A 21,811-nucleotide genomic window follows, 5' to 3' on the forward strand; every position below is an offset into this window, starting at 1 on the left:
TGGGCAGGGGACCGAAGTGACGGGCGCGGCGGATCTCGCGGCACTGGTCGGCGTAGCGGTGGATTCGATGACCGATCTGGGTTCACAGCATTCGTGGACGTTGCATCGAGCAATTCTCGGTGACGGGCGCGAGGTCTTCGTGAAGGTCGCGCACGACCAGGCGGCGGTATTCGCGGCGGAGGCGGCGGGGCTGCGCTGGCTCGCGGCGGGGGCTCCGGAGTTGGTGCCCGAGGTGCTGGCTGTCGATGGCGGGATGCTGGTGCTGCCCTGGGTGCCCGCGGCCGCGCCGAGCGCATCTTCCGCGGCGCGTTTCGGGCGCGAACTTGCTGCGCTGCACGCGGATTCGCCGGGATCGTTCGGCGCGCCGTGGTCGGGTTGGATCGCCGATCTACCGCTGGACAACACCCAGGTCGATGGCTCGTGGGCACGCTGGTACGCCGACTACCGCCTCGCCCCATATCTGCCGAGGGCCGCCGCAGCGCTCGGTCGCGACGGAATTCGGTTGGTGGAGCGCGTGATCGAGAATATCGAAACCTTGGCGGGCCCACCCGAACCGCCCAGCCGCATCCATGGCGATCTGTGGTCCGGCAACGTCCTGTGGACCGCCGACCACGCACTCGTCATCGACCCGGCCGCGCACGGCGGTCACCGCGAAACCGACCTTGCCATGCTCGCCCTCTTCGGCATCCCACACCTGGACCGAATCCGCGCCGCCTACCACGAAACCCACCCCCTCGCCGACGGCTGGCGCAACCGCATCCCCCTGCACCAACTGCATCCACTCCTCGTGCACGTGGTTCTGTTCGGTATCTCCTACCGATCCCAAACCATCGCCGCCGCCACGGCCGCCCTCGCCGCATCGCACCCATAGGACCGCACCCCGTAAGACTGCCCCCTACAGCGCCCCAGTACTGCCCCCTCGCGAGGGCGCAGCACGGTGACATGTGCGGGGGTGCTGGGCGCGCATGTATCGCGGTAGTGGGCCCGGCCATGCTCGGTGCGGACAGACCGACGCCTTCGGTGAGGACGGCGCGCTGCTGGCCTGGCAATCATGCCCCGACACCGGCAGGGTGGTGGGCAGGGCACATCGAGGCCCACGGACTCAGCGGCGCAAGGCGGTTTCCTGCTGCATATGCGACAACTTCTCGGGATTGCGAACGGAGTAGATGCCGGTGATCAGCCCGTCGTCGATGCGCACCGCCATGACCGTATCGAGCTCGCCGTCGAGCCGTATTACCAGCGCCGGATAGCCATTGACCTGGGCCGGTTGCAGCGACAAGGCAGTAATCCTGCCCGACAACGCGGCCAGTAGGCGGGCCACCTTGTCGGCTCCCGTGACGGGCCGCGGGAGGGCTTGTTTGATTCCGCCACCATCACCCAGGAGTACGACATCAGGCGCGAGAATATCGAACAGGCTCTGTATGTCGCCGGTTTCGACCGCCCGCTGGAATGCCGCGAGCACGTCTCGGCTCTGGGCCGCTGAAATCACCCCGCGAGGTCGGCGCGCCGCCACATGTGCGCGGGCACGATGGGCGATCTGGCGGACCGCGACCGGGGTTTTGTCGACGGCTTCGGCGATTTCGTCGTACGGCAGGTCGAACACCTCGCGCAGCACGAACACCGCGCGCTCGGTTGGTGCAAGTGTCTCCAGCACCAGCAGCATCGCCATCGAGACGTTCTCGGCGAGTTCGACATCGTCGGCGACGTCGGGCGTGGTGAGCAGCGGTTCGGGCAGCCAGGGGCCGATGTAGGTCTCTTTGCGGCGTCCGAGTGTGCGTAGTCGGTCGAGTGATTGGCGGGTGGTGATTCGGACCAGGTAGGCACGCTGGTCTTGCACGGTGTCGTGGTCGATGCCTGCCCACCGTAGCCAGGTTTCTTGCAGGACGTCTTCGGCGTCGGCGGCCGATCCGAGCATTTCGTACGCGACGGTGAAGAGCAGGTTGCGGTGGGTGACGAAGACTTCGGTGGCAGGATCCGCACTCACGACTGCGCCCCCGGCATCCGGAAGTGTGTGGTCACGGGTGGCTCCTGTCTGTTGGATCTCGACTGCGTCGCTCACCAGACGCCGGACCACCACATTCTGTGACACCAGGCGCTTGTGACGGGCATCGCCCCGGGGGTGTCACAAGGCTCGAGGCGTGGGGTACACAGGTGAGTTCAGCTCGTCTTCGCGATGACCTTCTCCGCGAACCGGGACAGGTGCGCGATTTTGGTGTCCAGCGATTCGGTATCGGGTTCGGTGGTGTACGGGTAGCGGAAGCCGACGATCACATCGGTGACACCCTTGTCCTCCAACCGCTTCACACCATCGACGGTGAACCCGTCCAGCGAGATGACGTGGATCTCGAAATCCTTGCGGGTGCCGTATTCGGCGCGCAGCACATCGAGTTTCGCGAGCAGCCGGTCCAGTTCGGCTGGATCGCCGCCTGCATGCATCCAGCCGTCGCCGCGCTGGGCGGCGCGTCGCAATGCCGGGCCACTGTGTCCGCCGATGAGGATCGGAATCGGTTCGGTCGGCACCGGGCTGATCTTGATGGGCGGCAGATCGTAGAACTGTCCGTGGTATTCGAAATAGCCGCCCGCGGTGAGCCCGCGCACGATATCGATGCACTCGTCCATGCGTGCACCGCGATGTTCGAACGGCACACCCATTATTTCGAAGTCATCGGGCCATGGGCTGATGCCGACGCCGAAGCCGAACCGGTTCCCGCTCAATGCCGCGATCGAGGCGGCCTGCTTGGCGACCAGCACCGGTGGGCGGATGGGCAACTTCACCACGAAGGGCGTCAGCCGCAGTGTCGTCGTGGCCGCCGCGATGGCCGCCGACAGCACGAAGGCCTCGATGAACGGCTTGTCCTCCAGGAACTCCCGATTGCCATCGGGGGTGTAGGGGTAGGTGGCGTCGGATTCCTTCGGATAGGCCACACTGTCGGCGATCGTCATCGACGTATACCCGGCAGCTTCCGCGGCCTGTGCCAGCGGAATATAGAAGCTCGGGTCCGTCATCGTCTCGGCATAGGTGAATCGCATCTCAATCGCCTTCCATACGTTCGGCGCTGTGCGCCCTGTTCGATGCGGCACCGCGCACGCTTCCGGCGATGCCGAATCCGACCACAATCACATCCGCGGTCGCGTCCCACTCGTCCGGTTCGGTAATCAGCTGGGGGAGTGCGGTTCCTAGGCCCATGGGTTCGAAAACCCCTCCGGGATCAGATAATCGAACATCGCTTTCATATCGGCTGACAGCCGCATGAGCTCGATGGCGGAACCGAGGGCGCCTCCGTCGAGATAAGCGAACTCCATCCCGATATCCTCGAACGCGCCGCGAGCGAGCACCTCGGCCCCGCTCGCCTTCGCCTCGGCCAAGGCCGCGTCATAGTCTTCGGCCACCCATGCGACGTGATGCAGTCCAGGCCCGACGCTGTTCAGATGTTCGGAATACAAACTGACCCCGGACTTGGGCTCGATCAACTCCAACTGCTGCCCGCCCGCATACCCCAATGCCACCGTGATCGTGTAATCGGCGGGCGCGCCACGCAATTCGCACAATTGCGGTCCGAAGTGCACGTCGGGGACGGTGAACCACTTCGCGACGCCGTATCGCTCGGTGAACTCCCGCTGCGCCGCCTCGATATCGCGCACCACCCAGCACAGCTGGAAGATCGGCCCGCGCGCGATGGTCATCGGATCACCTCTGGTCTGCTGCACGAAGGCGACCGCGCCTTCGTTCCGTACGGCCCCAATTAAGCATTTTCGCTTAACATCGTCAATACTTGGGTTTAGTACAGTGCTGACATGGCCACCGAGGATCCGCGTGCCGCACTGCTCGACGCGGGCGAACGACTCATCGCCGAACGCGGCGTTGACGTCCCGCTGCGCGATATCGCCGCGGCCGCGGGTCAGCGCAACAACTCCGCGGTGCACTACTACTTCGACTCCCGCAGCGGTTTGCTCGAGGCCATCGTCGACCGCCGCATGAACTGGCTCGAAGACCGCCGAATGGGACTGCTGGCCAGGTATGAGACCGAGGGAACCGCACATGAGATCCGCACACTGGTCGCGATGCTCGCCGCCCCCATCCTGGAACTCATCTACACCGCAGAGGTCACCCACTACGGCCGCTTCCTCGAGGTGGTGCGCGCCCACCCCGTGATCGCCGACGCTCGCCGCCTCGCCGGCGCCGACCGTGCCGCCGTCCGCATCATCGCCACCCGCCTGGATGCGGGCCTGCCGCAACTCCCGTCCCGTCGTCGCCGCCAGCGCCTGGAAACGATGGCGACCGTCATGTTCGCCCTGATCGCCGACTACGAACGCGCGCTCGAAGCAGGCGTGCGCACCGCGGACCCCGACAGCGACACCGCCGAGATCATCGACATGATCGTCGCAATGCTCACCGTGCCGGTGCGCGAAGCGACCTCAGGTGGTGCGTAGGATTTTCGACGTGCCGTACAGCGTCTTGCCCGGGAAGACTGGACGCGGGCGGATCGCGGCATTCCCCGGCGCGAATACACACCCATTTACGCTGTGGGGCAGTGAATATACGTTCATCGGCACGGAATGTGTACTCGGCCGAGCAGCGAGCACCGGTAGCCGACACTGTTCCGGTAGGCGCCTGACGCCACGGTCGACCAACCACGGAGGTCCCATGAGGGAGCCAGCCCACCCGTTACCGGCATTGCGCAACCAGGATGCACAGCCCGCGTTGACTTCAGCGAAACCGATGATCTGACAATGAAATTCCCTTTCGACGAGCTGACCCCCAACCAGCTCTCGTTCGCCGAACGCGACGAACGATATCGCCAGCTGCACGACTGGTCCGAACCCACCTATCGACACAACTCCGGCTTGCGGATGGTGTGGCGCTACGACGACGTGCGGGAGTTGATGGAAGCGGCCAGCCCCGGCATCTCGAACGCGAAATCGCTGGAGCCCCTTGTCGGTTTCGGGCGCATCGCGGCCAATCCTCGCGCCGTCGGCCATCTCTGCCGGCATCTGCTCCCGCTGCCGGCGAAGGCGACCGCGGATCTCACCGACGACATCCTGCACAAACGGGTATGGGACACCTTGGCAGGCCCGGGGGGACATTTCACAGTGCCGAGGGCACAACGCCCGCAACGGATCAAGGACCTGACCGAGCATTTCCATCACGCGCTTGGCACCGAACGCGACGTGAGTGACCGGACGCTCGACGTGACGTCCCTGTCGATCGATTACGCGGCCCGGATCGTCGGCGCAGCGGTCGGCTTGCCGCCTGCGGACTGGCCGCATGTGGCGATATGGAGCGGTGCCCAGTCCGGGCTGCTGGGTCGGCGGATGCGCGGACGCGAATTGGCCGAGGCGGTCGGCGGCCTCGGTCGGCTGTTCACCGTGAGCGCCGACGCCATCGCATCCGGCGGACGGGATCGGACGGACGGATTGCCCGGCCGTCTGTGCGCTGCCCGCATACCCCGTCGAGTTGCCGTGTCCGCCGTGGCCAACTCACTGGCCGCAGGCGTACACACCGTCAGCGGCAGTATCCAGCAGGGCCTGCAGCGCCTGCTGAACAATCCGGACCGGCAGTGGTGGCACCTGCTCGCCGACGAGGCATCGACCGCGCACGTAGCGGCCAAGGTACTTCAGCTCGATCCGGGTCTGGTGGCTTGGAAGCGGCATGTCGTGGACTCGCTGACGCTGCGCAGCGGCACCGCGCTCTCGCCCGGGCCGGTTCTGGTGATGTGCGCCGCCGCCAACCGAGATCCGCGGGCCTTCCCGAACCCCTTGGACCTGCACGGTGCCGGCAAACTTCCGTTGACCTTCGGATTCGGTAAACACGTCTGCCCCGGCAAGCAATTGGCGCAGCTCGCAGTCGAGGTATTCCTGCGGGAATTGCACGCTCTCGCACCGGCCGCACGTCTGGTACCGGCGCGGCAGCGGACTCGAGCACGCCCGTCCGACTTGCTGTTCAGTGGCGCCGACATCGTCATTGTCACCGGCTGAACCGTTCGGGGTGTCGCAATGGAGTACTACGAGCTGGACATCGCGGATGTCGACGAATGGACCGAAACCTCCAACAGTTTCGTCCCGATGGATCATCGCTACCGCGAACCCGAGCGCTGGCAGGTGGCCATGACCGTGCAGCAGACGACCACGTACCGCCTGCTGCGCTGGGATCAGCCCGGCGACCGGCTGGCTTTCCGCACCCCGTCGAACATCCGTCGTGTTTCGGCCGAGGACTTCTACTGGGTAGTCGTCCCACAGCGGGGAGAATTCGCCGCGGCCGATGAGCACGGAGTCACTCGAATCTCACCGGGGCAGGCGGCGGTGCTGGCGCTGGATCGGCAGTGCCGGCTGCATATCCCCGGCTCGGTGGCCTACGGCTTCCAGGTACCACGCGCAGAGTTCGCGCGACCCGGCCTACGACAGCCGGTGCTCGACCTCGGCTCGGGTCTCGGCCGGATCGCCGCGGGCATGGTCCGTGATCTGCATGCCGAACGATCCGCGTTGACGAGCCGGGAGTTCAACGCGGTCGGTGACCGGATCGCCGAGCTGCTCTGCATGATGAGCGCGGGTGATACCGGACCGCAGCAGACTCATCTGACAGAGCTCGCCGAGACCGTCCGACAGCACGTGCGCCGACACATCGGAGTTGCCGACCTCCGGCTGCCCGAGGTGGCGCGGGCATTGGGCTGGTCGCCGCGACAGCTGCGCACCGCACTGCATCAGGCGGGCACCACGTATCGGGAAGTGCGCCAGGACGAAGCACTGCGAGCGGCTCGGACCATGCTCGAAAACCCCGACACGACAGCAACAATCGGAGAGGTTGCCGTGCGCAGCGGCTTCACCCTCACCTGGTTCTCCGCTGCATTCAAGGCACGATACGGTGAGACACCGCGAGAGTTTCGCAAACACCGGTTAGCCGAGTCGGTCCGGTCCACAACAACTCTCGGCTGAGTGCCACCGCAATAGTGAGCACTACCCGATCCATCTCGGCTTCGGTCATCGGAGCCATACCGCAGCCTGTGCTCAGGCCCCCGAATGGACAGCCTAGTACTGACCGGCCTGCGTCAGTGCCGTGACGACTCGTTACGCCTCGGGCTTCTCGTGGACGATACCGGCGTAGATCGGCACAGCAGTGGTCGGCGGTTCCAGTCGCCGACGCATGTCCGGGGCGTCGACGAGTGGCAGTACATCGGCGTCCGCAAGCGGAGTGTGAATTCCCTTCTAATGACCTGCATCGCTGCCCGGCTTTTTGTTTTTGCGCCGTCGAATTCTGTTGCGAGGCAGGAGCGGTGGGTTCCCGTGGCGAGGCATGCGTCAGCCGTCGACACTGACCTGGCACAGCTCGCCCAGCCGTTCGATCAGCAGCCGACCAGGTCAGGCAAGTCCGCGCCGGCACTTCCGCACGGTCGCGGTCGGTCGGAGATCAGCGAAAATTGGAGTACATCGTGGCAGATCTCTTGCCGTTCGTGATCGCCGGAATTGTATCCGGCTCGGTTTATGGGCTGGCCGCAACGGGTTTGGTGCTCACCTATAAGACGTCGGGAGTATTCAACTTCGCCCACGGCGCTATGGCCACCGTGTCGGCGTACGCGTTCTACACGTTGCACATCATCGATGGTGTCGTATGGCCGCTCGCCCTGGCGATTTGTGTGCTCGGGATCGGCCCGACCATGGGCATGGCACTGGAATTGCTGGCCCGCGTTGTAGACCGGGCGAGTTCGGAACTGCGGATCGCCGCGACGGTCGGCATTCTGCTGGTTGTCCAGGCGGGGGCGAGTCTGTACTACGGGCAGACGACGCCGCGGATCGTTCCGGTCTTCCTGCCCCAGGGCGGATTCGCCGCCTTCGGTGTCCGGGTGCAGTGGTCGGATGTATCAACGTTCGGCGTCGCGGTACTGGCGACCGTCGCGTTATCGGCCGCGCTGCGGTTCACCCGAGGTGGTATCGCGATGCGCGCGGTCGTCGGGAACGCGGCATTGCTGGATCTGGCCGGGACGAGCTCGGTGCGCACGCGACGATCGGCCTGGTGTGTCGGCACTGGTTTGGCATCGCTGTCCGGTGTGCTGTTCGCGCCGTTGATTCCGCTCGATCCCATGCAGTTGACGTTGCTGGTCGTCCAGGCTTTCGGGGCGGCGGCCATCGGCCGATTCACCAGTCTGCCTTGGAGTTTCGGCGGTGGACTGCTCATCGGGGTGCTCGCCGCGTTGGCTACGCACTACTTCACCACCGGGGTGGCCGCGGGAGTTCCCACCGCATTGCCGTTCTTGGCGTTGTTTCTCGTGCTGCTGATCATGCCACGCCGCTACCTGGTGGACCGGGACCGAGCGGTCCGGCGGATCCGGTCCGGTTGGACTGCGCCACCGGCGTTGCAATCCGCGGGGGCGGTCGTGGTGTTGGTGGTGCTCGCGCTGGTTCCGTCGTTCGCGGGCATCCATTTGACGGATTGGACTGTGGCGCTGGCGATGACGCTCGTCTTTCTGTCGCTCGGTCTGTTGGTCCGCACGTCCGGTCAAGTCTCGCTGTGCCACATGGCTTTCACCGCGATCGGAGCCTGCGCGTTCTCGCACCTGGCTGTCGATCGGCAGTGGCCGTGGCCGCTCGCGTTCATCGGCTGCGGACTGGTGGTCCTACCGATCGGTGCGGTGTTGTCGATTCCGGCTATTCGACTCAGCGGCCTGTATCTGGCGTTGGCGACCTTCGGATTCGGCGTCGTAGTTCAGATGATGTTCTACAGCGAGCCCTACATGTTCGGCACCAGTGGTCTGGGCCTGAAAATGCCGCGCCCCAGCGTATTCGGACTCGACTCCGACCCGTCGTTCTACCGTTTAGTGCTGGTGCTGGCCACGGTAGGCACGCTGATTGTGGTGGTGTTGGACAAGAGCAGGCTCGGACGATTGCTCCGGGGGCTGGCCGAATCGCCGACCGCGTTGCGGACCACTGGTGTCACAATCGAAGTCACCCGCGTTCTCGTCTTCTGCGTTTCGGCATTTCTTGCCGCATTGGGTGGCGCACTCGCCGGAATGGCCCAGACCACTGCCTCGGCGGCGAATTATCAGCCGCTGCTATCGGTTACTTATTTCGCGGTCATTGTCGTCGTGGTGGGCCGGGAGCCTTGGTATCCGCTGCTGGCCGCGGTGGCGTTGATCCTGGTGCCGTCCTATCTCCAAGTCGTGGGAATGTCGCTGTGGCTGCAGGTCCTGTTCGGCATTCTGGTGGTGCTGCGCGCCGCCACCGCGAGCCGACTCGAAGTTCCCGTGCCGATTCGATCCTGGCTGGACAACGCTTTTCGCCTGCACCGGTCCTCGGTGGTCTTCGCCGCGGAACCCGCCACCGAGCAGCCCGCAACGGTGCTGGACGTCCACGATCTTTCGGTTCGCTTCGGCGGCGTAGTGGCAGTCGACGGACTCTCGTTCGACGCGTGCACCGGGCGGATCACCGGACTCATCGGCCCGAACGGGGCAGGCAAGACCACGACCTTCGATGCCTGCACCGGTCTCGTCCAAGCCAACGCAGGCGAGGTGCGACTGCAGGACCTGGTGATCAGCCGAGCCTCGACCGCGCGCCGGGCGCGGCTGGGCATCGGGCGAACCTTTCAGCAGACCGAACTGTTCGACTCCCTTACTGTCGCCGAAAACGTCGCGATAGGCGCCGAAGGTCCACTCGCCGGTGCGAACCCGCTGGCCCAACTGGTCTCGGCGCACGGACAGCCCCGGCGGGTGCGCACCGCGACGGCCTCCGCGATGGCGTTGTGCGGTATCGAATCCATCGCGGATTCTCGCGTCGGTGCACTGTCCACCGGGCAACGAAGACTGGTCGAGCTCGCCAGATGTCTTGCCGGGCCGTACCGGATCCTGTTGCTCGACGAGCCCAGTGCTGGCCTGGATCGCTCGGAAACCGTGCGCTTCGGACAGATTCTGCGGCAGGTCGTCGCCGCCCGTGGCGTCGGAATCGTTCTGGTAGAGCACGATATGTCGCTGGTGCTCGAGATCTGTGAGGAGATCTTCGTACTCGACTTCGGTCGCCTGATATTCCGGGGCTCGCCCGCGCAGGTTCGCGCTTCGGTGGTAGTGCAGCACGCCTACCTCGGCGAGCCGGTCACCGACGAACGCGGGATGACGGAGCCCGTCGCATGACCGAGACCGACTACGCGCTCCAATTGCGCTCGATCACCGCGGGATACGGCACCACGATCGTGCTCCACGACGTCGACCTCGCGGTTGCCCCCGGGTCGGTCGTGGCGCTGCTCGGGCCGAACGGCGCCGGAAAGTCGACGCTGCTGCGGGTGGCCTCCGGGCTACTTCCGGCCCGATCGGGGACGGTGTCGATAGGCGGGGCCGATCTGACCCGCGCTCGTCCTGTGCGTCGCGCCCGCGCGGGGCTGTGCCTGATCCCCGAAGGCCGAGGTGTATTCGCGGACTTGACGGTTCGGGAGAACCTGCGCCTCCTGACGCCGCCGTGGCGCCGAGGTAGTACCGACGACGTGCTCGATATCTTCCCCGCGCTGCGGGCGAAGCTCGATCAACGGGCCGGCTCGCTGTCCGGTGGCCAGCAGCAGATGCTGGCACTGGGGCGTGCCTGGCTGGCAGATCCATCGGTTGTGCTGCTCGACGAGGTGTCCATGGGCCTGGCTCCGCTCGTCGTGGACGAGATCTTCGCGGCGCTCGGCGAATTGCGTACTACCGGCTCGGCGATTGTCCTGGTCGAGCAGTACGTGGATCACGCCATGACGATGGCCGATCGCGTGGTGTTGCTCAGCCGCGGCACTGTCGCGTTCGCCGGGCCCGCCGTTGACATCGACCGAGCTGCCGTGCTGCAGAACTATCTCGGCATCGACAGCGGTCACACAGACTTGCCGGCGTCGCCGGCAGGACACCCACCCGGAACCGCGGCCGGGCGATGGGCGTAGCGAATCGAATGCTCGGTATCCGTACAGGAGTGGAGTAATGAGGAAAACAAGGTTTCTGTGGTGGGTCGCACCGGTGCTGGCGGCGGCGCTCGCGCTCTCGTCGTGTTCCGCCGACTCGACGAGCGGCGGGACCGAATCCGTTGGCCCGGTGAAGGTTTCCGACGGCGGGCTGAATGGCGATCCGATTCTCATCGGGTCGATTTGCAGCTGCACCGGCCCAGCCGCGGCGTCGGTGGGACACGCCAGCGACGTGCTACAGGCATGGGCGTCGTGGGTCAACGATCGTGGCGGAATCAATGGGCACCCGGTCAAGCTCGTCTCATACGACGACGAGCAGAATCCGACAACAGCGCTGGCCGTCGCGAAGAAACTGGTAGAACAGGACAGGGTGGTCGCAATCGTCGGCCAGACCAGCCTGGTCAGTTCGAGCTGGCAGAACTATGTCGACAGCAAGGGCATCCCGGTCATCGGCGGACAGCCGGTCGACGCCCCGTTCATCACCGACCCGAACTTCTTCGCCTCCGGAACCACGCTGCCGGTGTTGATGCTGGGTGAGGTAGCCCAGGCCAAGCAGGCGGGGGCGAAGACCCTCGGCGTCTACTATTGTGCCGAAATCCCGGTCTGCGAGCAGCTTCCACAGATGCTGAAACCAATGGCCGAACAGGCTGGTCTGGGATTCTCTGCGGAGAAAGTCGCGATTGCCGCGCCGAACTACATCGCTCCCTGTCTCTCATTCAAGGATAAGGGTGTCGACGCCGTATTCCCCGGCGTCTCCGTCGAGGCGATTTCGCGCATCGCGGCATCGTGCGCACAGCAAGGTTACAAACCGATTCAGGCTCCTACCGGCGTGAGCCTGCAGAGAGCGTGGGCCACGGACCCGAACTTCGAGGGCAGTATCTTCGCGGGCTCGAACGCGCTGTACACCGATGACTCGATTCCCGCCATCAAGGACTTCGGTGACGCCCTCGACAAATACATTCCCGGTCTTCGGGGCAGCGGGGACTTCAGCGCGCCGCTGCTGTGGCCCTGGGCAGGTGGGCAACTGTTCCTGGCGGCGGCCAAAGCAGCCAACCTCTCCCCGTCTTCGACGAGCGCGGATGCGATCAAGGGACTGCGCGCACTGCGCGAAGAGACCCTCGACGGTCTCGCTCCGCCGCTGACCTTCCCTGAAGGCCAACCGGGGTTCCCGCTGTGCTACTTCACCGGAAACACCAAAGGCGGAGTATTCCACTCTGCCAACGGTGGTAAGCCGACGTGCATCGACCAGGCAACTGCCGCTGCGCTGATGAAGGCACTCACGCCGTCATAGCCATCCGAACCCGTATTCGGCGAGGCGGTGGCGTTGGGCCGCCTCGCCGATGCATTTGCAATCCGTTGGGTTGATCGCCACCGCAGACATAAGGACAGGGCTGGCCATCGGTTCGCGCAACGGCTTGTCGATCTCCAGCGAGAAATCCTTCGGGGGTGGGCGATGTCCACCCCATGGGTGGCTATCGCCCACTGCACATGTAACCGAATCTATTCATGCAAGCCGAAGGAATCTCACACGAGGAAAGACACGCGTCCTTTGGATCTCATCGCTGTCATTGTGCTGACTGCAGTCATCGCCGGGCTCCTGCGTTGGTTGGTGATTCCGGAGCGGCGTCGCAGCCTCGCCTCTCGCCCGAACGGACCCGATCCCTGTTACGTCCAGGTGTGTCCGATTCGGCTACGTGGCCTTTTTATCGCCCTCACCGCGCTCTGGGCTGCGCTGCTGATCACCGAGGTCGCAACTAATCCGGACGCGAGCAATGTGTTGCTTTATGTCTATTTGCTCGCGCTTGCCGCTTCGGCGGTGAACCTCACCGCGATCTACCTTCAATGGCGGTTCGCGGGTGGAGTTCTCGACCATTTTGCCCACCCTGTGGGTGGGTGAATGATGGCCGTGGTCATCGCCGCACAGCACCCGCCATCGGAATCGACCGCGCACGAGAGCAATTCACCAACGACGCCGCTCACCGAGAGCGGCGTCCGGCTTTCGTCGGTGATGGAGAGGCGGCGCAATAACATGGCCGAATCCGATCCGCACCGCCAGTACAACGTCGCACATCGCCTCTGAATCGGCGCGGTGCGTCTCTGCGACTCAGGTGGCGACGCGCGGCCGCCCGGCCTGTTCGATTTTCTCTCGGCAACCAGGTATCCCGCGGTACTCGCGCCGACCACGAGCAGGGACAGGCTCGGAACGAGCGCGATCGCCAGAATCGGCGTCCGGACTCCGAGCCTTACTCTGAACATCGGCTCGAGATAGTACGGGCCGGGTCGAATTGATTGTCCTCTTTCCGTGGGGCGGAAACCGTCCGAAGCGGTACATCCGACAGACCGCCCCAGCAGAGTGTGACGGTGATTTCGACGGCTTGCTCCTTGGGTATGGGTCGATCGGCGTTGAGCCAGTACCGCGAGGTGAACTGGCTGGCGCCGACAAGCCCGACCGCGAATGCCCACGCGCGTTGCGGACCGAGGCCGGAGTCTCGGATGAGTAGATCGTGCACCGCGCCGATGCAGGCTGCGTTGGCCTGCCCTACGCGCCACTGCACGGATGGCTCTGTCGGCACCTCCGACTCGAAGACCAGCCGGAATCCGGCGGGATCATCGTCGACGAAGTCGAAATAGGCATGCACCGCCGCGGATAGCCGCCCATGGTTGTCATCGGTCGAATGCAGGGCGTCGTGGACAGTGGACACGAGTCTGTCGAGATGCTGTTGCAATACCGCCAGATACAGCTCCAATTTGCTCGGAAAGTACTGGTACAGAGTGGGTTTGCTGATACCTGATCGCCGCGCGAGCTGATCCATGCTGGTGCCGTGGTAGCCGCGCGTCGCGAAAACTTCGCCGGCGCTTGCGACTATCTGACGGCTACGCGCGGCACGAGCCGATCTGGCCGCATGCGCCCGGGGCATCATCGGGTCGTTCGGCCCGTGCTGTGACATGCGGTCAGCAAGATCGGTCATGTGAGGCTCCCATCGGTGTCCGCGAGATCCGCCGGCGAGACGCCCTGCGCGCCGTCGTCTGCGGTATGCACCGTCGGCGAGGCGACGACTCGGAACGCGTCCGACTCGTCGCCGTGCCGGGTGGCACCGATATTGAGTATACTGTTATTCGGTCGGCTGGCGACCGCGGCCGGAATGCGCCATCAGCCCTCGCGCGAACGCCGCGTCAATTCAACTGTCGCCGCGCGCAATTCGCCTGCCGAATCAATCGGCGTCGCGTAGCCGACCCGTGTCCGTGCCACGCCGCGGGATGTCACCACTCGCAGATCCAGCCCGTACCGGTCGGCGCGTTCGCAACTCGCCTCGGTCGCGTCCGGATATCCGCCCAATACCTGTGCCATCGACAACAGCGCGTCCGCGTGATCGTCATTCAGGTGCGTGATCGCGCGCCCAGCCACCGGAACGACCGGATCCGGCGCGGCCGCCAGATACTGCTCTGCCGTCGCCGAATCCATCCGCCCGTACCCACCGACCCATCGAACGCGCCGCACCCGCAACACCCACAGCGAGAAATCGCTGTAATCCACGTAGTACTTCGCCGCTGGCACCGCCGCCAGATGCGCCTCGCGCGCCGCCGCAGCCTCATCGCCGACCGGACGCTCCACCACACCGGCCAGCGTGATACGAGTACCGGCCAGCGGATCGGCGGGCACCTCGGGCGACACCACCGACAGGCTGGCCCGCGGATCCGCCGCGAGATTGCGCCCGTGCTCGGCCATCCGCGATACGCACAGCACCGGCTGGCCCTCCAGCAGCCCATAGGTGACGAACGACGCCCACGGACCGCCGTCCTCGCTCAAACTCGCCAGCGTCGCGATATTCGTCGCCGCCGCAACGGTTCTGGCCTCCTCGGCCGCCGAAGGGCGAGCCGGATTCGCCACCGGCGAGGTCGGCTGTGGAATCGAAGGCGCGTCGCCCGGATCACCGTGATCGAGAGTCATGCCGTCCATCCTCGCAGGTATCCACTGCTATCCAGTGCGGTATCCCGCCCGGGACGCGGTAGCGCAGCAGAACCACCGAGGGGCGTGGAGCAGCTGACATCGGACATTCGAAACGCCGACGACCGCGTCTCGAACCGATCGATCGCGCGCGCAACGGCCGCGGATCGGCAAGACTGGCGTGCGTGACCAGATACGCATTCGACGCCGACCGCAACGCCCTCGTCGCCATCTGGGCGACCGGACGCGGCGATCTCGCCACCACCGTGGCCGAGCTGCCACCGATAAACCATGACCAGGCAACGAGTTTGGCGTCGAATCTGACCACCCTGTCCCGGTTCCAGTGGCGCACCTACACGCATCCGGCAAGCGCCGCAGGCGATCCCGACGTCCCCAATAGCGAGGCCTGGCGCCGCGCGGAGGAGCGTCGCAACTTCAAGGAGGTCGAAGCCGGAATCCGGAACCCGAACCTGCCGACCGACCACGGCCTCGTCGTTTCCTACAGCGGCGTAGTCGAATCCGCGCACCGCGTCGGACGCACCCTGCACGCCATCGACGACTCCGCCCTGCGCGACACCATCGCGGCCGAGGTCCGCACCGAACAGGCCGCCATCGAATCAGCCGAACTCGGCGATCTGTCCGGCCGTGCACGCCAAGCGGTCGAACTCTCACGCCCGGATGTCTCACCGGCTCAGGTGCAGGCCGCCGACGACCTGCTACGCGCCGACCCCCTCGGCACCGTGGAACTGTTCACCGAACTCGACCCGGCTTCCGCCTCCGTCGCGGCCGCGCACTGGCTCTATGCCGCCGCCGAGGTCGCGGGCGAACTCGCGGGCGTGCCAACCGCCGATGTGGTCGTCGAAGCCGATGACATCGAGGCACTGCAGGTCGAAACGCCGACCCTGGTGCTGGAGCGGCTGACCGGCGGCGAGACCCCGACCGAGATCGTCGTCGACCTCATCGCCGAGGCCACGGCGATCTCCGAAGGGCACGTGCCCGCACCATGGGCAGTCGTGGGGCGCGTCGCCGAAATCGAAGAGCAGGCCCGCAAATTCGATCTCGACAGCGCTTCCCGCGCCGCCCTTCTCGACGAATTCCGGATCAGCCACCTCGACCCCACCCGCCCGGCTCTGGACCTGCTGGAAGATCTCCTCGACGGCATCCGCGGCTGCCTGCTGCTCTACTCGGCCCACACCGCGGGCGCCGACGCGGAAGTCGAAGCCAAGTTCGCCGCCGACGTCAGAGGGGAAGCCGACGCCCACTCCGACCAACTGTTCTGACTCGGGCACCGCTGATCAACCACACCGCACCGACTTCCGACTCACATCGGCGGCGAGCCAGCCCAGCAGCGCCTCGTAAACGGCGTCGTGGTTGAGCAGGGTGAAATGGTTGGCTCCGGGGATATGCAGGCCATTGTCGTCGTCGAAACCGATGCGGCGAGCCCGATTTCGGCCGGAGCCACTGGCGGGCAGGACCAGGCCGTCACCGATGATGCGACCGAGCGGATGGCGCGGGCTGCGCGTGACCGATGCGGTAACGAAGTAATGATCAGCGCAGTCGAGCAGCGGCACCTCGCGAATGACTCTGCGGCGCAAAGCATCCGCGTCCAGACCGTACCAATCCTCATCGACGAGCGAACCCTGGTGCAGGTCACGAATGCCCGCACTGCGGCGGCGTAGCAGCCGACCGAAGGGCCGGGTCTCGGGAATTTTCACCAATGCGGCGGAGGCGTAATGGACGAGCTGCTCCAACGGCGCGCCCAAATGCGGTGATCCGAGACAGACGATATGCCGCACCCGACGCACCCACGGCAGGTCGGTCTGATCGGCGTCATAGCACGCACCACGCGCGATCAGGCCGCCCATGGAATGGCCGACAAGGGCGATCTGCTCGACCTCCACCGGCCAGTTCTCGACCAACCGCTGCAGCATCCCGTTCAGCAGACGGGCGTTCTCCGAGATGTGCAGTCCGCTGTTATATCGAACCATCAGTGTCGTGCAGTCGAGGTCGGCTTCGAGCCGCTCGGCGTAGCTGGGCCGCCCGCCAAGGCGCCAAGCGTGTTCGGTCTCCACCAGGCCGTGCAGGAAAACCACGATGCGCGAGCGCGGATTCGACACCACATCGCCGGCCCAGCCCGGCGCGACGGGCTCGCCTTTGATCCGAAATGTCATCGGCCCGGCGAGAATCGGCCGCTCATCCTCGAGCGTGTCTCCGATCAACCCCTGCAACGCGGCGAGGAATCCGGAGCCGCGCACCGTGCGTGAGGGCACCGCAGCGCCGGGTATATCCACGGCGCGCTCGGCAAGCGCTCCGGCAACCACCGCAGTACCGCCGACCAGGCGATACACCCCATCGGTAATCGCATCGTGCACTACCTTGACCGGCTGCGCGGCCGGTCCGACACCCAGTCGCACCGCCGCGAACACCCGGTCCGACACGGCTCGGTGAACCGCGGCGATCCCCTCGATCGCACCACCCAGCTCATCGCCCGCCAACCGGGCGAGCGCCTGAATCTCGGCCTGTCGTTGCCGCTCGGGCTCACTCATTCATTGAGTGTACAACTGTGCACTGAGATTTTCGCGTCGGAGCACGGCCTAGGACGGTATGTGGCTGACTCCGACCGCGGTTTCAGTGAGACTGCCGAGGTAGAGGGTGCCGTTGTGCTCGACAACGCCGGTAACCATCGCGAAGTCGGTGCCCTCGGTCTGCAGGTCGTGCACGACCTTGCCGTCGAAGTCGACAGCCATCACCCAGACGGTGCGCGGTGGTTCGGGCTGCACCCATCGCGGCAGTGCCCAGACGACCCGGCGCAGAACGCCGGGCAGGGGAAGTAGGCAATCCAGCAATGGATTTCGCGGTGACGGCAGGGTGATCCACACCAGAGCGTCGCTGCCGAGGGCCATATTGTCCGGGAAGCCGGGGAGGTTCTCGATCAGGCGGTCGTAGGTGCCGGCCTTCGGTCCGGTCAGCCAGTATCGGGTCACGCGGTAGGCGCCCGTTTCCGCGACGAGCACGCAGGAGCCGTCGGGGGAGAGGACCACGCCATTGGCGAATTGCAGTCCGTCGATGAGGGTTTCGAGTTTGCCGGATGGATCGAGGCGGAACAGGCGGCCGGTGCCGGAATGCTCCAGCAGATCGCCCATCCACTCATCCAGCGGATAGCGGCGCGACGACGAGGAGAAGTAGATCGTGCCGTCCTCGGCGCGAACCACATTGCTGGCGAAGGGGAGTGGTTCGCCCTCGACCTCGGCCACGAGCACCTCGATGCCGCCCGCGCTGTCCAGCCGCAGCAGGCCGCGATCGAAATCGCAGATCAGCAGCGACCCATCGGTGTCGGCATGCATACCGAGCGGGCGGCCACCAGTGTTCGTCAGCAGGCTCACCGCACCGTCCGCGGGATCGATGCTGTAGATGGAACCGTCATCGACTCCCGCAATGATCCGACCCTCGGCGGTGCGAACCACATCTTCGGGTGCCGCGCCGGGCAGTTCGAATCGCGCGACCGGGGCAAGTGGTGGGGCGCTACGCGTTTCGCGAGCCCGGGGTGGGGCAGGCGGCGGTGTCCAGCGTTGCGGCTGCATTATCGATCCGGCGGCCATGGCCTCAGCCTATCCCGGTGGCGACAATCATCCGTTCAAGAACCAACCGCAAACCGTGGCATGGTCATACGTAGATATGCGCATCTAAATATATGTTCCTCTCAATAGAGCAACAAGTGAATTCGTTCGGCTTCGCCGAACGCAACAAAGAAGGGAAGCGGTGGGCTCCGATCACTTTGAACAATGAAGAGGGCGGGTCGGAAACCAGAGGGCAATACCCGATATCGCGTGGTGGCGCGCGGAATGGGGGAGAGGGGAGGGCGCCACCGTGGTTCGGGAGTTAGGTGCTCCCTTAGGGATGTCAGCGGTGCAGGGCGGTCTCGTGCTGCAAACGCGACAGCTTCTCCGGATTGCGCACAGCGTAGATCCCGGTAATGAGGCCGTCGTCGATGCGCGCGGCCACGACGGCGTCGATATCGCCGTTGTGGCGCAGGAGCAGCGCCGGGTAGCCGTTGACGAGGGCGGGTTGCGCGGACCTCGCGGTGAGGTTTCCGAGCGCGGCAGCGAGGAAGCCGGCCACCGCGTCGGCGCCGACGACCGGCACCAGCGCGGCCTGTGCGAGTCCGCCGCCGTCGCCGAGGAAGACGACATCCGGTGCGAGAATGTCGAGCAGGCTCTGCAGTTCGCCGGTTTCAACGGCCCGCTGGAATGCCGCGAGCGCGTCTCGCGTCTCGTCCACGGAAACCACCCCGCGTGGCCGGCGCGCGGCGACGTGTGAACGTGCCCGGTATGCGAGCTGGCGAACCGCGGCCGGGCTCTTGTCGACCGCTTCGGCGATCTCGTCATACTCCAGATCGAATACCTCGCGCAGTACGAATACCGCTCGCTCGATAGGCGTGAGGGTTTCCAATACCAAAAGCATCGCCATCGAGACGCTGTCGGCCAACTCGATGTCCTCGGCGACGTCGGGCGCGGTCAGTAAAGGTTCGGGAAGCCAGGGCCCGACGTAGGTCTCCTTGCGGCGCCCGAGCGCACGCAGCCGGTCGAGCGACTGGCGGGTGGCGATTCGGACCAGGTACGCCCGGTGATCCTGCACTGTGTCGAGATCGACGCCTGCCCAGCGCAGCCAGGTCTCCTGTAGGACGTCTTCGGCGTCTGCAGCCGAGCCGAGCATTTCGTACGCGACGGTGAAGAGCAGGTTGCGGTGCGCGATGAACGCTTCCGTCGCGGAGTTCGGATGGTCCTCGCGGCTGCTGCGCGCGCCGCGGCCGGTGGGCGTGGACTGCGACATGCCGGGCATGGGCGGCTCCTGTTCACTCTCGACTTTGTCACCCATCAGACGTCGGGTCCTGTTGTTTTGTAACAGCGAGACGACGGTGGTGTGCGTCACATCCAAGGGCTGTTACGCGGATCGGGGCGGGGCCGTCTCATGGTCGTTCGATTCAGCACAACCAGTAAGGACCGAAGTCATGGAACCCCGTTTCAACCTGAACGGCAACGAGCTCGGCGCCAAGATCGGCAAGCGGTTCGCCAGCACCAGCCTGGCGATCATGGAGTCGTCGCTACCGAAGTCCACAGTGGAGCTGGTGGAGTTGCGCGCCAGCCAGATCAACGGCTGCGGTTATTGCGTCGACGCCCACGCCAAAGAGCTGGCGGCGGCCGGCGAACCAGCGGTTCGGATCAATCTGGTCGCTGCCTGGCGTGAGTCCACTGTGTTCAGCGAGGCCGAGCGGGCCGCGCTGGCATTCGCGGAGGAGGGCTCGCGTCTCGCCGACGCGAATCTCGGTGTGTCCGACGAGACCTGGGCTCAGGTGCGCGAGCACTACGACGACAACCAGATCGCCGCGCTCGTCTACTTGGTCGCGATGATCAATGCCGCCAACCGGCTCCTGGTGATTACGCAGACCAAGGGTGGCTCCTACGTGCCCGGCACGTTCGAGAGCGTGGCGAGCTGATCCACACGTGGATCCCGGCCCAAGATCATTCGGGCCGGGATCCACGGATGGGGGAGCACTGCGTCCGGCGATCGCCGACGACGTCGCAGGGATCTCGAGGCGGTTCGCGGGGAACGTATTCGGGGCTTCTATGGGCCCAGCGCTCCTAAAATACATCGCCCTATTTAGATATGCGTATTTAACTATATAACTCTCGAACTCTAACTCACCAAATCCCGCCCGCCTCAAAAAACAGCACAGGACAAGGGAAGCCCCCGCTGCTGCGCCCAGTGACGGCCGCAGCAGCGGGGGACTAGGGATTGACGGAGAAGACGTGCCAGAGCACGGCAAGGGTGGCAAGCGTGAAAAACGGTGACAGGATCCATATCTCGACTTTGTTCCCGGTCCGTTCGATCACCGGCACGCAGGTACGCAACGGGAACGGCCAGAACAGTCGGCACCCCTTATCGGTGAGGCAATCACCGGCTAGATGGGCCAGCGCCCCGAGCCCGACGGAAAACGGCAACCATGCCGGTTTGTCGGTGATCCAGTGATCCATCACGAACGTGCCTGCCGCGGCCAGGATTACGATCGTGCCCCACGCCTGGATGCCCTCCCCGGGAGGGCACAGATGCAGTGCCCGCACGGCCAGTGCGAGCAGGAAGAACACCAATCCGAGTGTGAAATACCTTCCGAGCCAATGCTCACCGGCCCAGGTCCCATAGGCGACAGCGATCACGAAGGCGAACGAGTGGGTGGCGTGCCGATGTCCACCGGAGATCCAGGAAATCAAGCGACACAGGTGATAAGAGAGCGGACCGAGCACATGCGCGATGGTGCCGTTCGGATGGTCCGCATCGGGCAGCAGCGCGGCCCCTGCTGTCAGAAAGGTTCCGAGCAATACCTCGACGGCACCGAGGTGCGCGTCGCCAGTGGGCAATACCGGATAGACCAACGCCGAAATGGGCAGCGTGGCCGCTGCCACCGACCAGGCGAAAGCGCCACTGGTCGCATGTGAATGTCCTAGCACCGCATGAAGATTAGTTGACCACAACCTGTTTCAAACAAACGCGACTAGCCAGCGGTTGAAAACGTCTCGGGAGGAGGGGATTTCACCGAGAGCGGCCAGACACGGTCGGTGTGGCCATTGTGCATGGAACAGCCCGCGAACGGTCCCTTGGGGTCGAACAGCATGTCCATATGGCTGTCGGCATGGTCGAGAAACCATAGTGACAGCCCCAATTCGCCGTTGAGCCGATAGAGTTCCCAGGATTGCCAGAGCGCCTCGAGCCGTGCCACGGCCTCGGTGTGCCGCCACCATTCCGGGCACCAGGCCACGCCGTTGTCGGCCACTTTGCGCCGATAGACCTCGGCCAGATAGTTCTCGACGAACTCCATGACCGATCCGTAGACCTGTGTCCGCTGTTCTTTCATGGCGCCCCCGAGGCCAGTGGCATTCCGAACAGCTTCGAGAGTAGTCACGAAATCT

The 21,811-nt window shown here is 65.1% G+C and carries 22 protein-coding genes; 11 read left to right on the forward strand and 11 right to left on the reverse strand.

Annotated features, from left to right (window positions below; genetic code table 11):
* Positions 1 to 16 precede the first annotated feature (16 nt).
* Entirely contained in the window at positions 17 to 871 is an 855-nt protein-coding gene (locus AB0J47_RS20875) for a fructosamine kinase family protein (RefSeq protein ID WP_364348065.1), read from the forward strand.
* Positions 872 to 1,102: 231 nt separating this feature from the next.
* On the opposite strand, the gene AB0J47_RS20880 is transcribed toward AB0J47_RS20875, so the two are convergent.
* From AB0J47_RS20880 to AB0J47_RS20895, 4 genes are all read right to left on the reverse strand, one after another.
* Positions 1,103 to 1,984 (reverse strand): RNA polymerase sigma-70 factor, encoded by an 882-nt coding sequence (locus AB0J47_RS20880; RefSeq protein WP_364348460.1) that lies wholly within the window; start codon positions 1,982 to 1,984, stop codon positions 1,103 to 1,105.
* A gap of 173 nt (positions 1,985 to 2,157) precedes the next feature.
* Complete coding sequence (locus AB0J47_RS20885; RefSeq protein WP_364348068.1) at positions 2,158 to 3,030, reverse strand: TIGR03619 family F420-dependent LLM class oxidoreductase; 873 nt, start codon at positions 3,028 to 3,030, stop codon at positions 2,158 to 2,160.
* 1 nt (position 3,031) lies between these two features.
* Positions 3,032 to 3,187 (reverse strand): hypothetical protein, encoded by a 156-nt coding sequence (locus AB0J47_RS20890; RefSeq protein WP_364348071.1) that lies wholly within the window; start codon positions 3,185 to 3,187, stop codon positions 3,032 to 3,034.
* A complete protein-coding gene (locus tag AB0J47_RS20895) occupies positions 3,178 to 3,684 on the reverse strand; it encodes a VOC family protein (protein WP_364348074.1) in 507 nt (168 codons plus the stop codon). Before AB0J47_RS20895 ends, AB0J47_RS20890 begins: the two co-directional genes overlap by 10 nt.
* Before the next feature lie 111 nt (positions 3,685 to 3,795).
* Between AB0J47_RS20895 and AB0J47_RS20900 the strand changes: the two genes are divergently transcribed.
* From AB0J47_RS20900 to AB0J47_RS20935, 8 genes are all read left to right on the forward strand, one after another.
* Positions 3,796 to 4,431 (forward strand): TetR family transcriptional regulator, encoded by a 636-nt coding sequence (locus tag AB0J47_RS20900; RefSeq protein ID WP_364348077.1) that lies wholly within the window; start codon positions 3,796 to 3,798, stop codon positions 4,429 to 4,431.
* A gap of 300 nt (positions 4,432 to 4,731) precedes the next feature.
* Complete coding sequence (locus AB0J47_RS20905) at positions 4,732 to 5,976, forward strand: hypothetical protein (RefSeq protein ID WP_364348080.1); 1,245 nt, start codon at positions 4,732 to 4,734, stop codon at positions 5,974 to 5,976.
* 18 nt (positions 5,977 to 5,994) lie between these two features.
* Positions 5,995 to 6,930: an AraC family transcriptional regulator gene (locus AB0J47_RS20910; protein ID WP_364348083.1), complete on the forward strand. Its 936-nt coding sequence runs from the start codon at positions 5,995 to 5,997 to the stop codon at positions 6,928 to 6,930.
* 494 nt (positions 6,931 to 7,424) lie between these two features.
* Entirely contained in the window at positions 7,425 to 10,112 is a 2,688-nt protein-coding gene (locus AB0J47_RS20915; RefSeq protein WP_364348086.1) for an ATP-binding cassette domain-containing protein, read from the forward strand.
* Positions 10,109 to 10,885 (forward strand): ABC transporter ATP-binding protein, encoded by a 777-nt coding sequence (locus AB0J47_RS20920; protein ID WP_364348089.1) that lies wholly within the window; start codon positions 10,109 to 10,111, stop codon positions 10,883 to 10,885. The genes AB0J47_RS20915 and AB0J47_RS20920 overlap by 4 nt, the downstream gene beginning before the upstream one ends.
* A gap of 73 nt (positions 10,886 to 10,958) precedes the next feature.
* Positions 10,959 to 12,194, forward strand: a complete 1,236-nt coding sequence (locus tag AB0J47_RS20925; protein WP_364348092.1) for an ABC transporter substrate-binding protein — start codon at positions 10,959 to 10,961, stop codon at positions 12,192 to 12,194.
* Between the two features lie 279 nt (positions 12,195 to 12,473).
* Complete coding sequence (locus AB0J47_RS20930) at positions 12,474 to 12,800, forward strand: hypothetical protein (RefSeq protein ID WP_364348095.1); 327 nt, start codon at positions 12,474 to 12,476, stop codon at positions 12,798 to 12,800.
* Between the two features lie 9 nt (positions 12,801 to 12,809).
* On the forward strand, positions 12,810 to 12,983 hold the full coding sequence (locus AB0J47_RS20935) for a hypothetical protein (RefSeq protein WP_364348098.1): 174 nt from the start codon (positions 12,810 to 12,812) through the stop codon (positions 12,981 to 12,983).
* Positions 12,984 to 13,146: 163 nt separating this feature from the next.
* Here AB0J47_RS20935 and AB0J47_RS20940 read toward each other — a convergent pair whose 3' ends face one another.
* Both AB0J47_RS20940 and AB0J47_RS20945 read right to left on the reverse strand, forming a co-directional pair.
* Positions 13,147 to 13,824 carry a TetR/AcrR family transcriptional regulator gene (locus AB0J47_RS20940; RefSeq protein WP_364348463.1) on the reverse strand — a complete coding sequence of 226 codons (678 nt, stop codon included), beginning with the start codon at positions 13,822 to 13,824 and terminating at the stop codon, positions 13,147 to 13,149.
* 230 nt (positions 13,825 to 14,054) lie between these two features.
* Positions 14,055 to 14,852, reverse strand: a complete 798-nt coding sequence (locus AB0J47_RS20945) for a DUF2470 domain-containing protein (protein ID WP_364348101.1) — start codon at positions 14,850 to 14,852, stop codon at positions 14,055 to 14,057.
* Between the two features lie 182 nt (positions 14,853 to 15,034).
* On the opposite strand from AB0J47_RS20945, the gene AB0J47_RS20950 reads away from it, so the two are divergent.
* On the forward strand, positions 15,035 to 16,129 hold the full coding sequence (locus AB0J47_RS20950; protein WP_364348104.1) for a hypothetical protein: 1,095 nt from the start codon (positions 15,035 to 15,037) through the stop codon (positions 16,127 to 16,129).
* A 15-nt stretch (positions 16,130 to 16,144) separates the two neighbouring features.
* On the opposite strand, the gene AB0J47_RS20955 is transcribed toward AB0J47_RS20950, so the two are convergent.
* The 3 genes from AB0J47_RS20955 to AB0J47_RS20965 all read right to left on the reverse strand — a co-directional run bounded on the left by AB0J47_RS20955 (position 16,145) and on the right by AB0J47_RS20965 (position 19,688).
* Positions 16,145 to 17,395: an alpha/beta hydrolase gene (locus AB0J47_RS20955; protein WP_364348107.1), complete on the reverse strand. Its 1,251-nt coding sequence runs from the start codon at positions 17,393 to 17,395 to the stop codon at positions 16,145 to 16,147.
* A gap of 48 nt (positions 17,396 to 17,443) precedes the next feature.
* The gene (locus tag AB0J47_RS20960; protein ID WP_364348110.1) at positions 17,444 to 18,448 is read right to left on the reverse strand and encodes an SMP-30/gluconolactonase/LRE family protein; all 1,005 of its coding nucleotides are present in this window, start codon (positions 18,446 to 18,448) and stop codon (positions 17,444 to 17,446) included.
* Between the two features lie 301 nt (positions 18,449 to 18,749).
* Positions 18,750 to 19,688, reverse strand: a complete 939-nt coding sequence (locus AB0J47_RS20965) for an RNA polymerase sigma-70 factor (protein ID WP_364348466.1) — start codon at positions 19,686 to 19,688, stop codon at positions 18,750 to 18,752.
* A gap of 169 nt (positions 19,689 to 19,857) precedes the next feature.
* On the opposite strand from AB0J47_RS20965, the gene AB0J47_RS20970 reads away from it, so the two are divergent.
* On the forward strand, positions 19,858 to 20,343 hold the full coding sequence (locus AB0J47_RS20970; protein WP_364348113.1) for a carboxymuconolactone decarboxylase family protein: 486 nt from the start codon (positions 19,858 to 19,860) through the stop codon (positions 20,341 to 20,343).
* 292 nt (positions 20,344 to 20,635) lie between these two features.
* On the opposite strand, the gene AB0J47_RS20975 is transcribed toward AB0J47_RS20970, so the two are convergent.
* Together AB0J47_RS20975 and AB0J47_RS20980 are read right to left on the reverse strand one after the other, a co-directional pair.
* Entirely contained in the window at positions 20,636 to 21,352 is a 717-nt protein-coding gene (locus tag AB0J47_RS20975; RefSeq protein WP_364348116.1) for a metal-dependent hydrolase, read from the reverse strand.
* A 44-nt stretch (positions 21,353 to 21,396) separates the two neighbouring features.
* Entirely contained in the window at positions 21,397 to 21,720 is a 324-nt protein-coding gene (locus tag AB0J47_RS20980; RefSeq protein ID WP_364348119.1) for a DUF4913 domain-containing protein, read from the reverse strand.
* Positions 21,721 to 21,811: the final 91 nt, after the last annotated feature.

Source organism: Nocardia sp. NPDC049737, assembly GCF_040674755.1.
Taxonomy (GTDB): Bacteria; Actinomycetota; Actinomycetes; order Mycobacteriales; family Mycobacteriaceae; genus Nocardia.

What these genes read in the sequence shown, in the direction of transcription:
- AB0J47_RS20885 (WP_364348068.1), bottom strand. Translation starts at nt 3,030, where the DNA reads ATGCGATTCACCTATGCCGAGACGATGACGGACCCGAGCTTCTATATT.
- AB0J47_RS20890 (WP_364348071.1), bottom strand. Translation starts at nt 3,187, where the DNA reads ATGGGCCTAGGAACCGCACTCCCCCAGCTGATTACCGAACCGGACGAG.
- AB0J47_RS20895 (WP_364348074.1), bottom strand. Translation starts at nt 3,684, where the DNA reads ATGACCATCGCGCGCGGGCCGATCTTCCAGCTGTGCTGGGTGGTGCGC.
- AB0J47_RS20900 (WP_364348077.1), top strand. Translation starts at nt 3,796, where the DNA reads ATGGCCACCGAGGATCCGCGTGCCGCACTGCTCGACGCGGGCGAACGA.
- AB0J47_RS20905 (WP_364348080.1), top strand. Translation starts at nt 4,732, where the DNA reads ATGAAATTCCCTTTCGACGAGCTGACCCCCAACCAGCTCTCGTTCGCC.
- AB0J47_RS20910 (WP_364348083.1), top strand. Translation starts at nt 5,995, where the DNA reads ATGGAGTACTACGAGCTGGACATCGCGGATGTCGACGAATGGACCGAA.
- AB0J47_RS20920 (WP_364348089.1), top strand. Translation starts at nt 10,109, where the DNA reads ATGACCGAGACCGACTACGCGCTCCAATTGCGCTCGATCACCGCGGGA.
- AB0J47_RS20940 (WP_364348463.1), bottom strand. Translation starts at nt 13,824, where the DNA reads ATGATGCCCCGGGCGCATGCGGCCAGATCGGCTCGTGCCGCGCGTAGC.
- AB0J47_RS20945 (WP_364348101.1), bottom strand. Translation starts at nt 14,852, where the DNA reads ATGACTCTCGATCACGGTGATCCGGGCGACGCGCCTTCGATTCCACAG.
- AB0J47_RS20955 (WP_364348107.1), bottom strand. Translation starts at nt 17,395, where the DNA reads ATGAGTGAGCCCGAGCGGCAACGACAGGCCGAGATTCAGGCGCTCGCC.
- AB0J47_RS20960 (WP_364348110.1), bottom strand. Translation starts at nt 18,448, where the DNA reads ATGGCCGCCGGATCGATAATGCAGCCGCAACGCTGGACACCGCCGCCT.
- AB0J47_RS20965 (WP_364348466.1), bottom strand. Translation starts at nt 19,688, where the DNA reads ATGCCCGGCATGTCGCAGTCCACGCCCACCGGCCGCGGCGCGCGCAGC.
- AB0J47_RS20970 (WP_364348113.1), top strand. Translation starts at nt 19,858, where the DNA reads ATGGAACCCCGTTTCAACCTGAACGGCAACGAGCTCGGCGCCAAGATC.
- AB0J47_RS20980 (WP_364348119.1), bottom strand. Translation starts at nt 21,720, where the DNA reads ATGGAGTTCGTCGAGAACTATCTGGCCGAGGTCTATCGGCGCAAAGTG.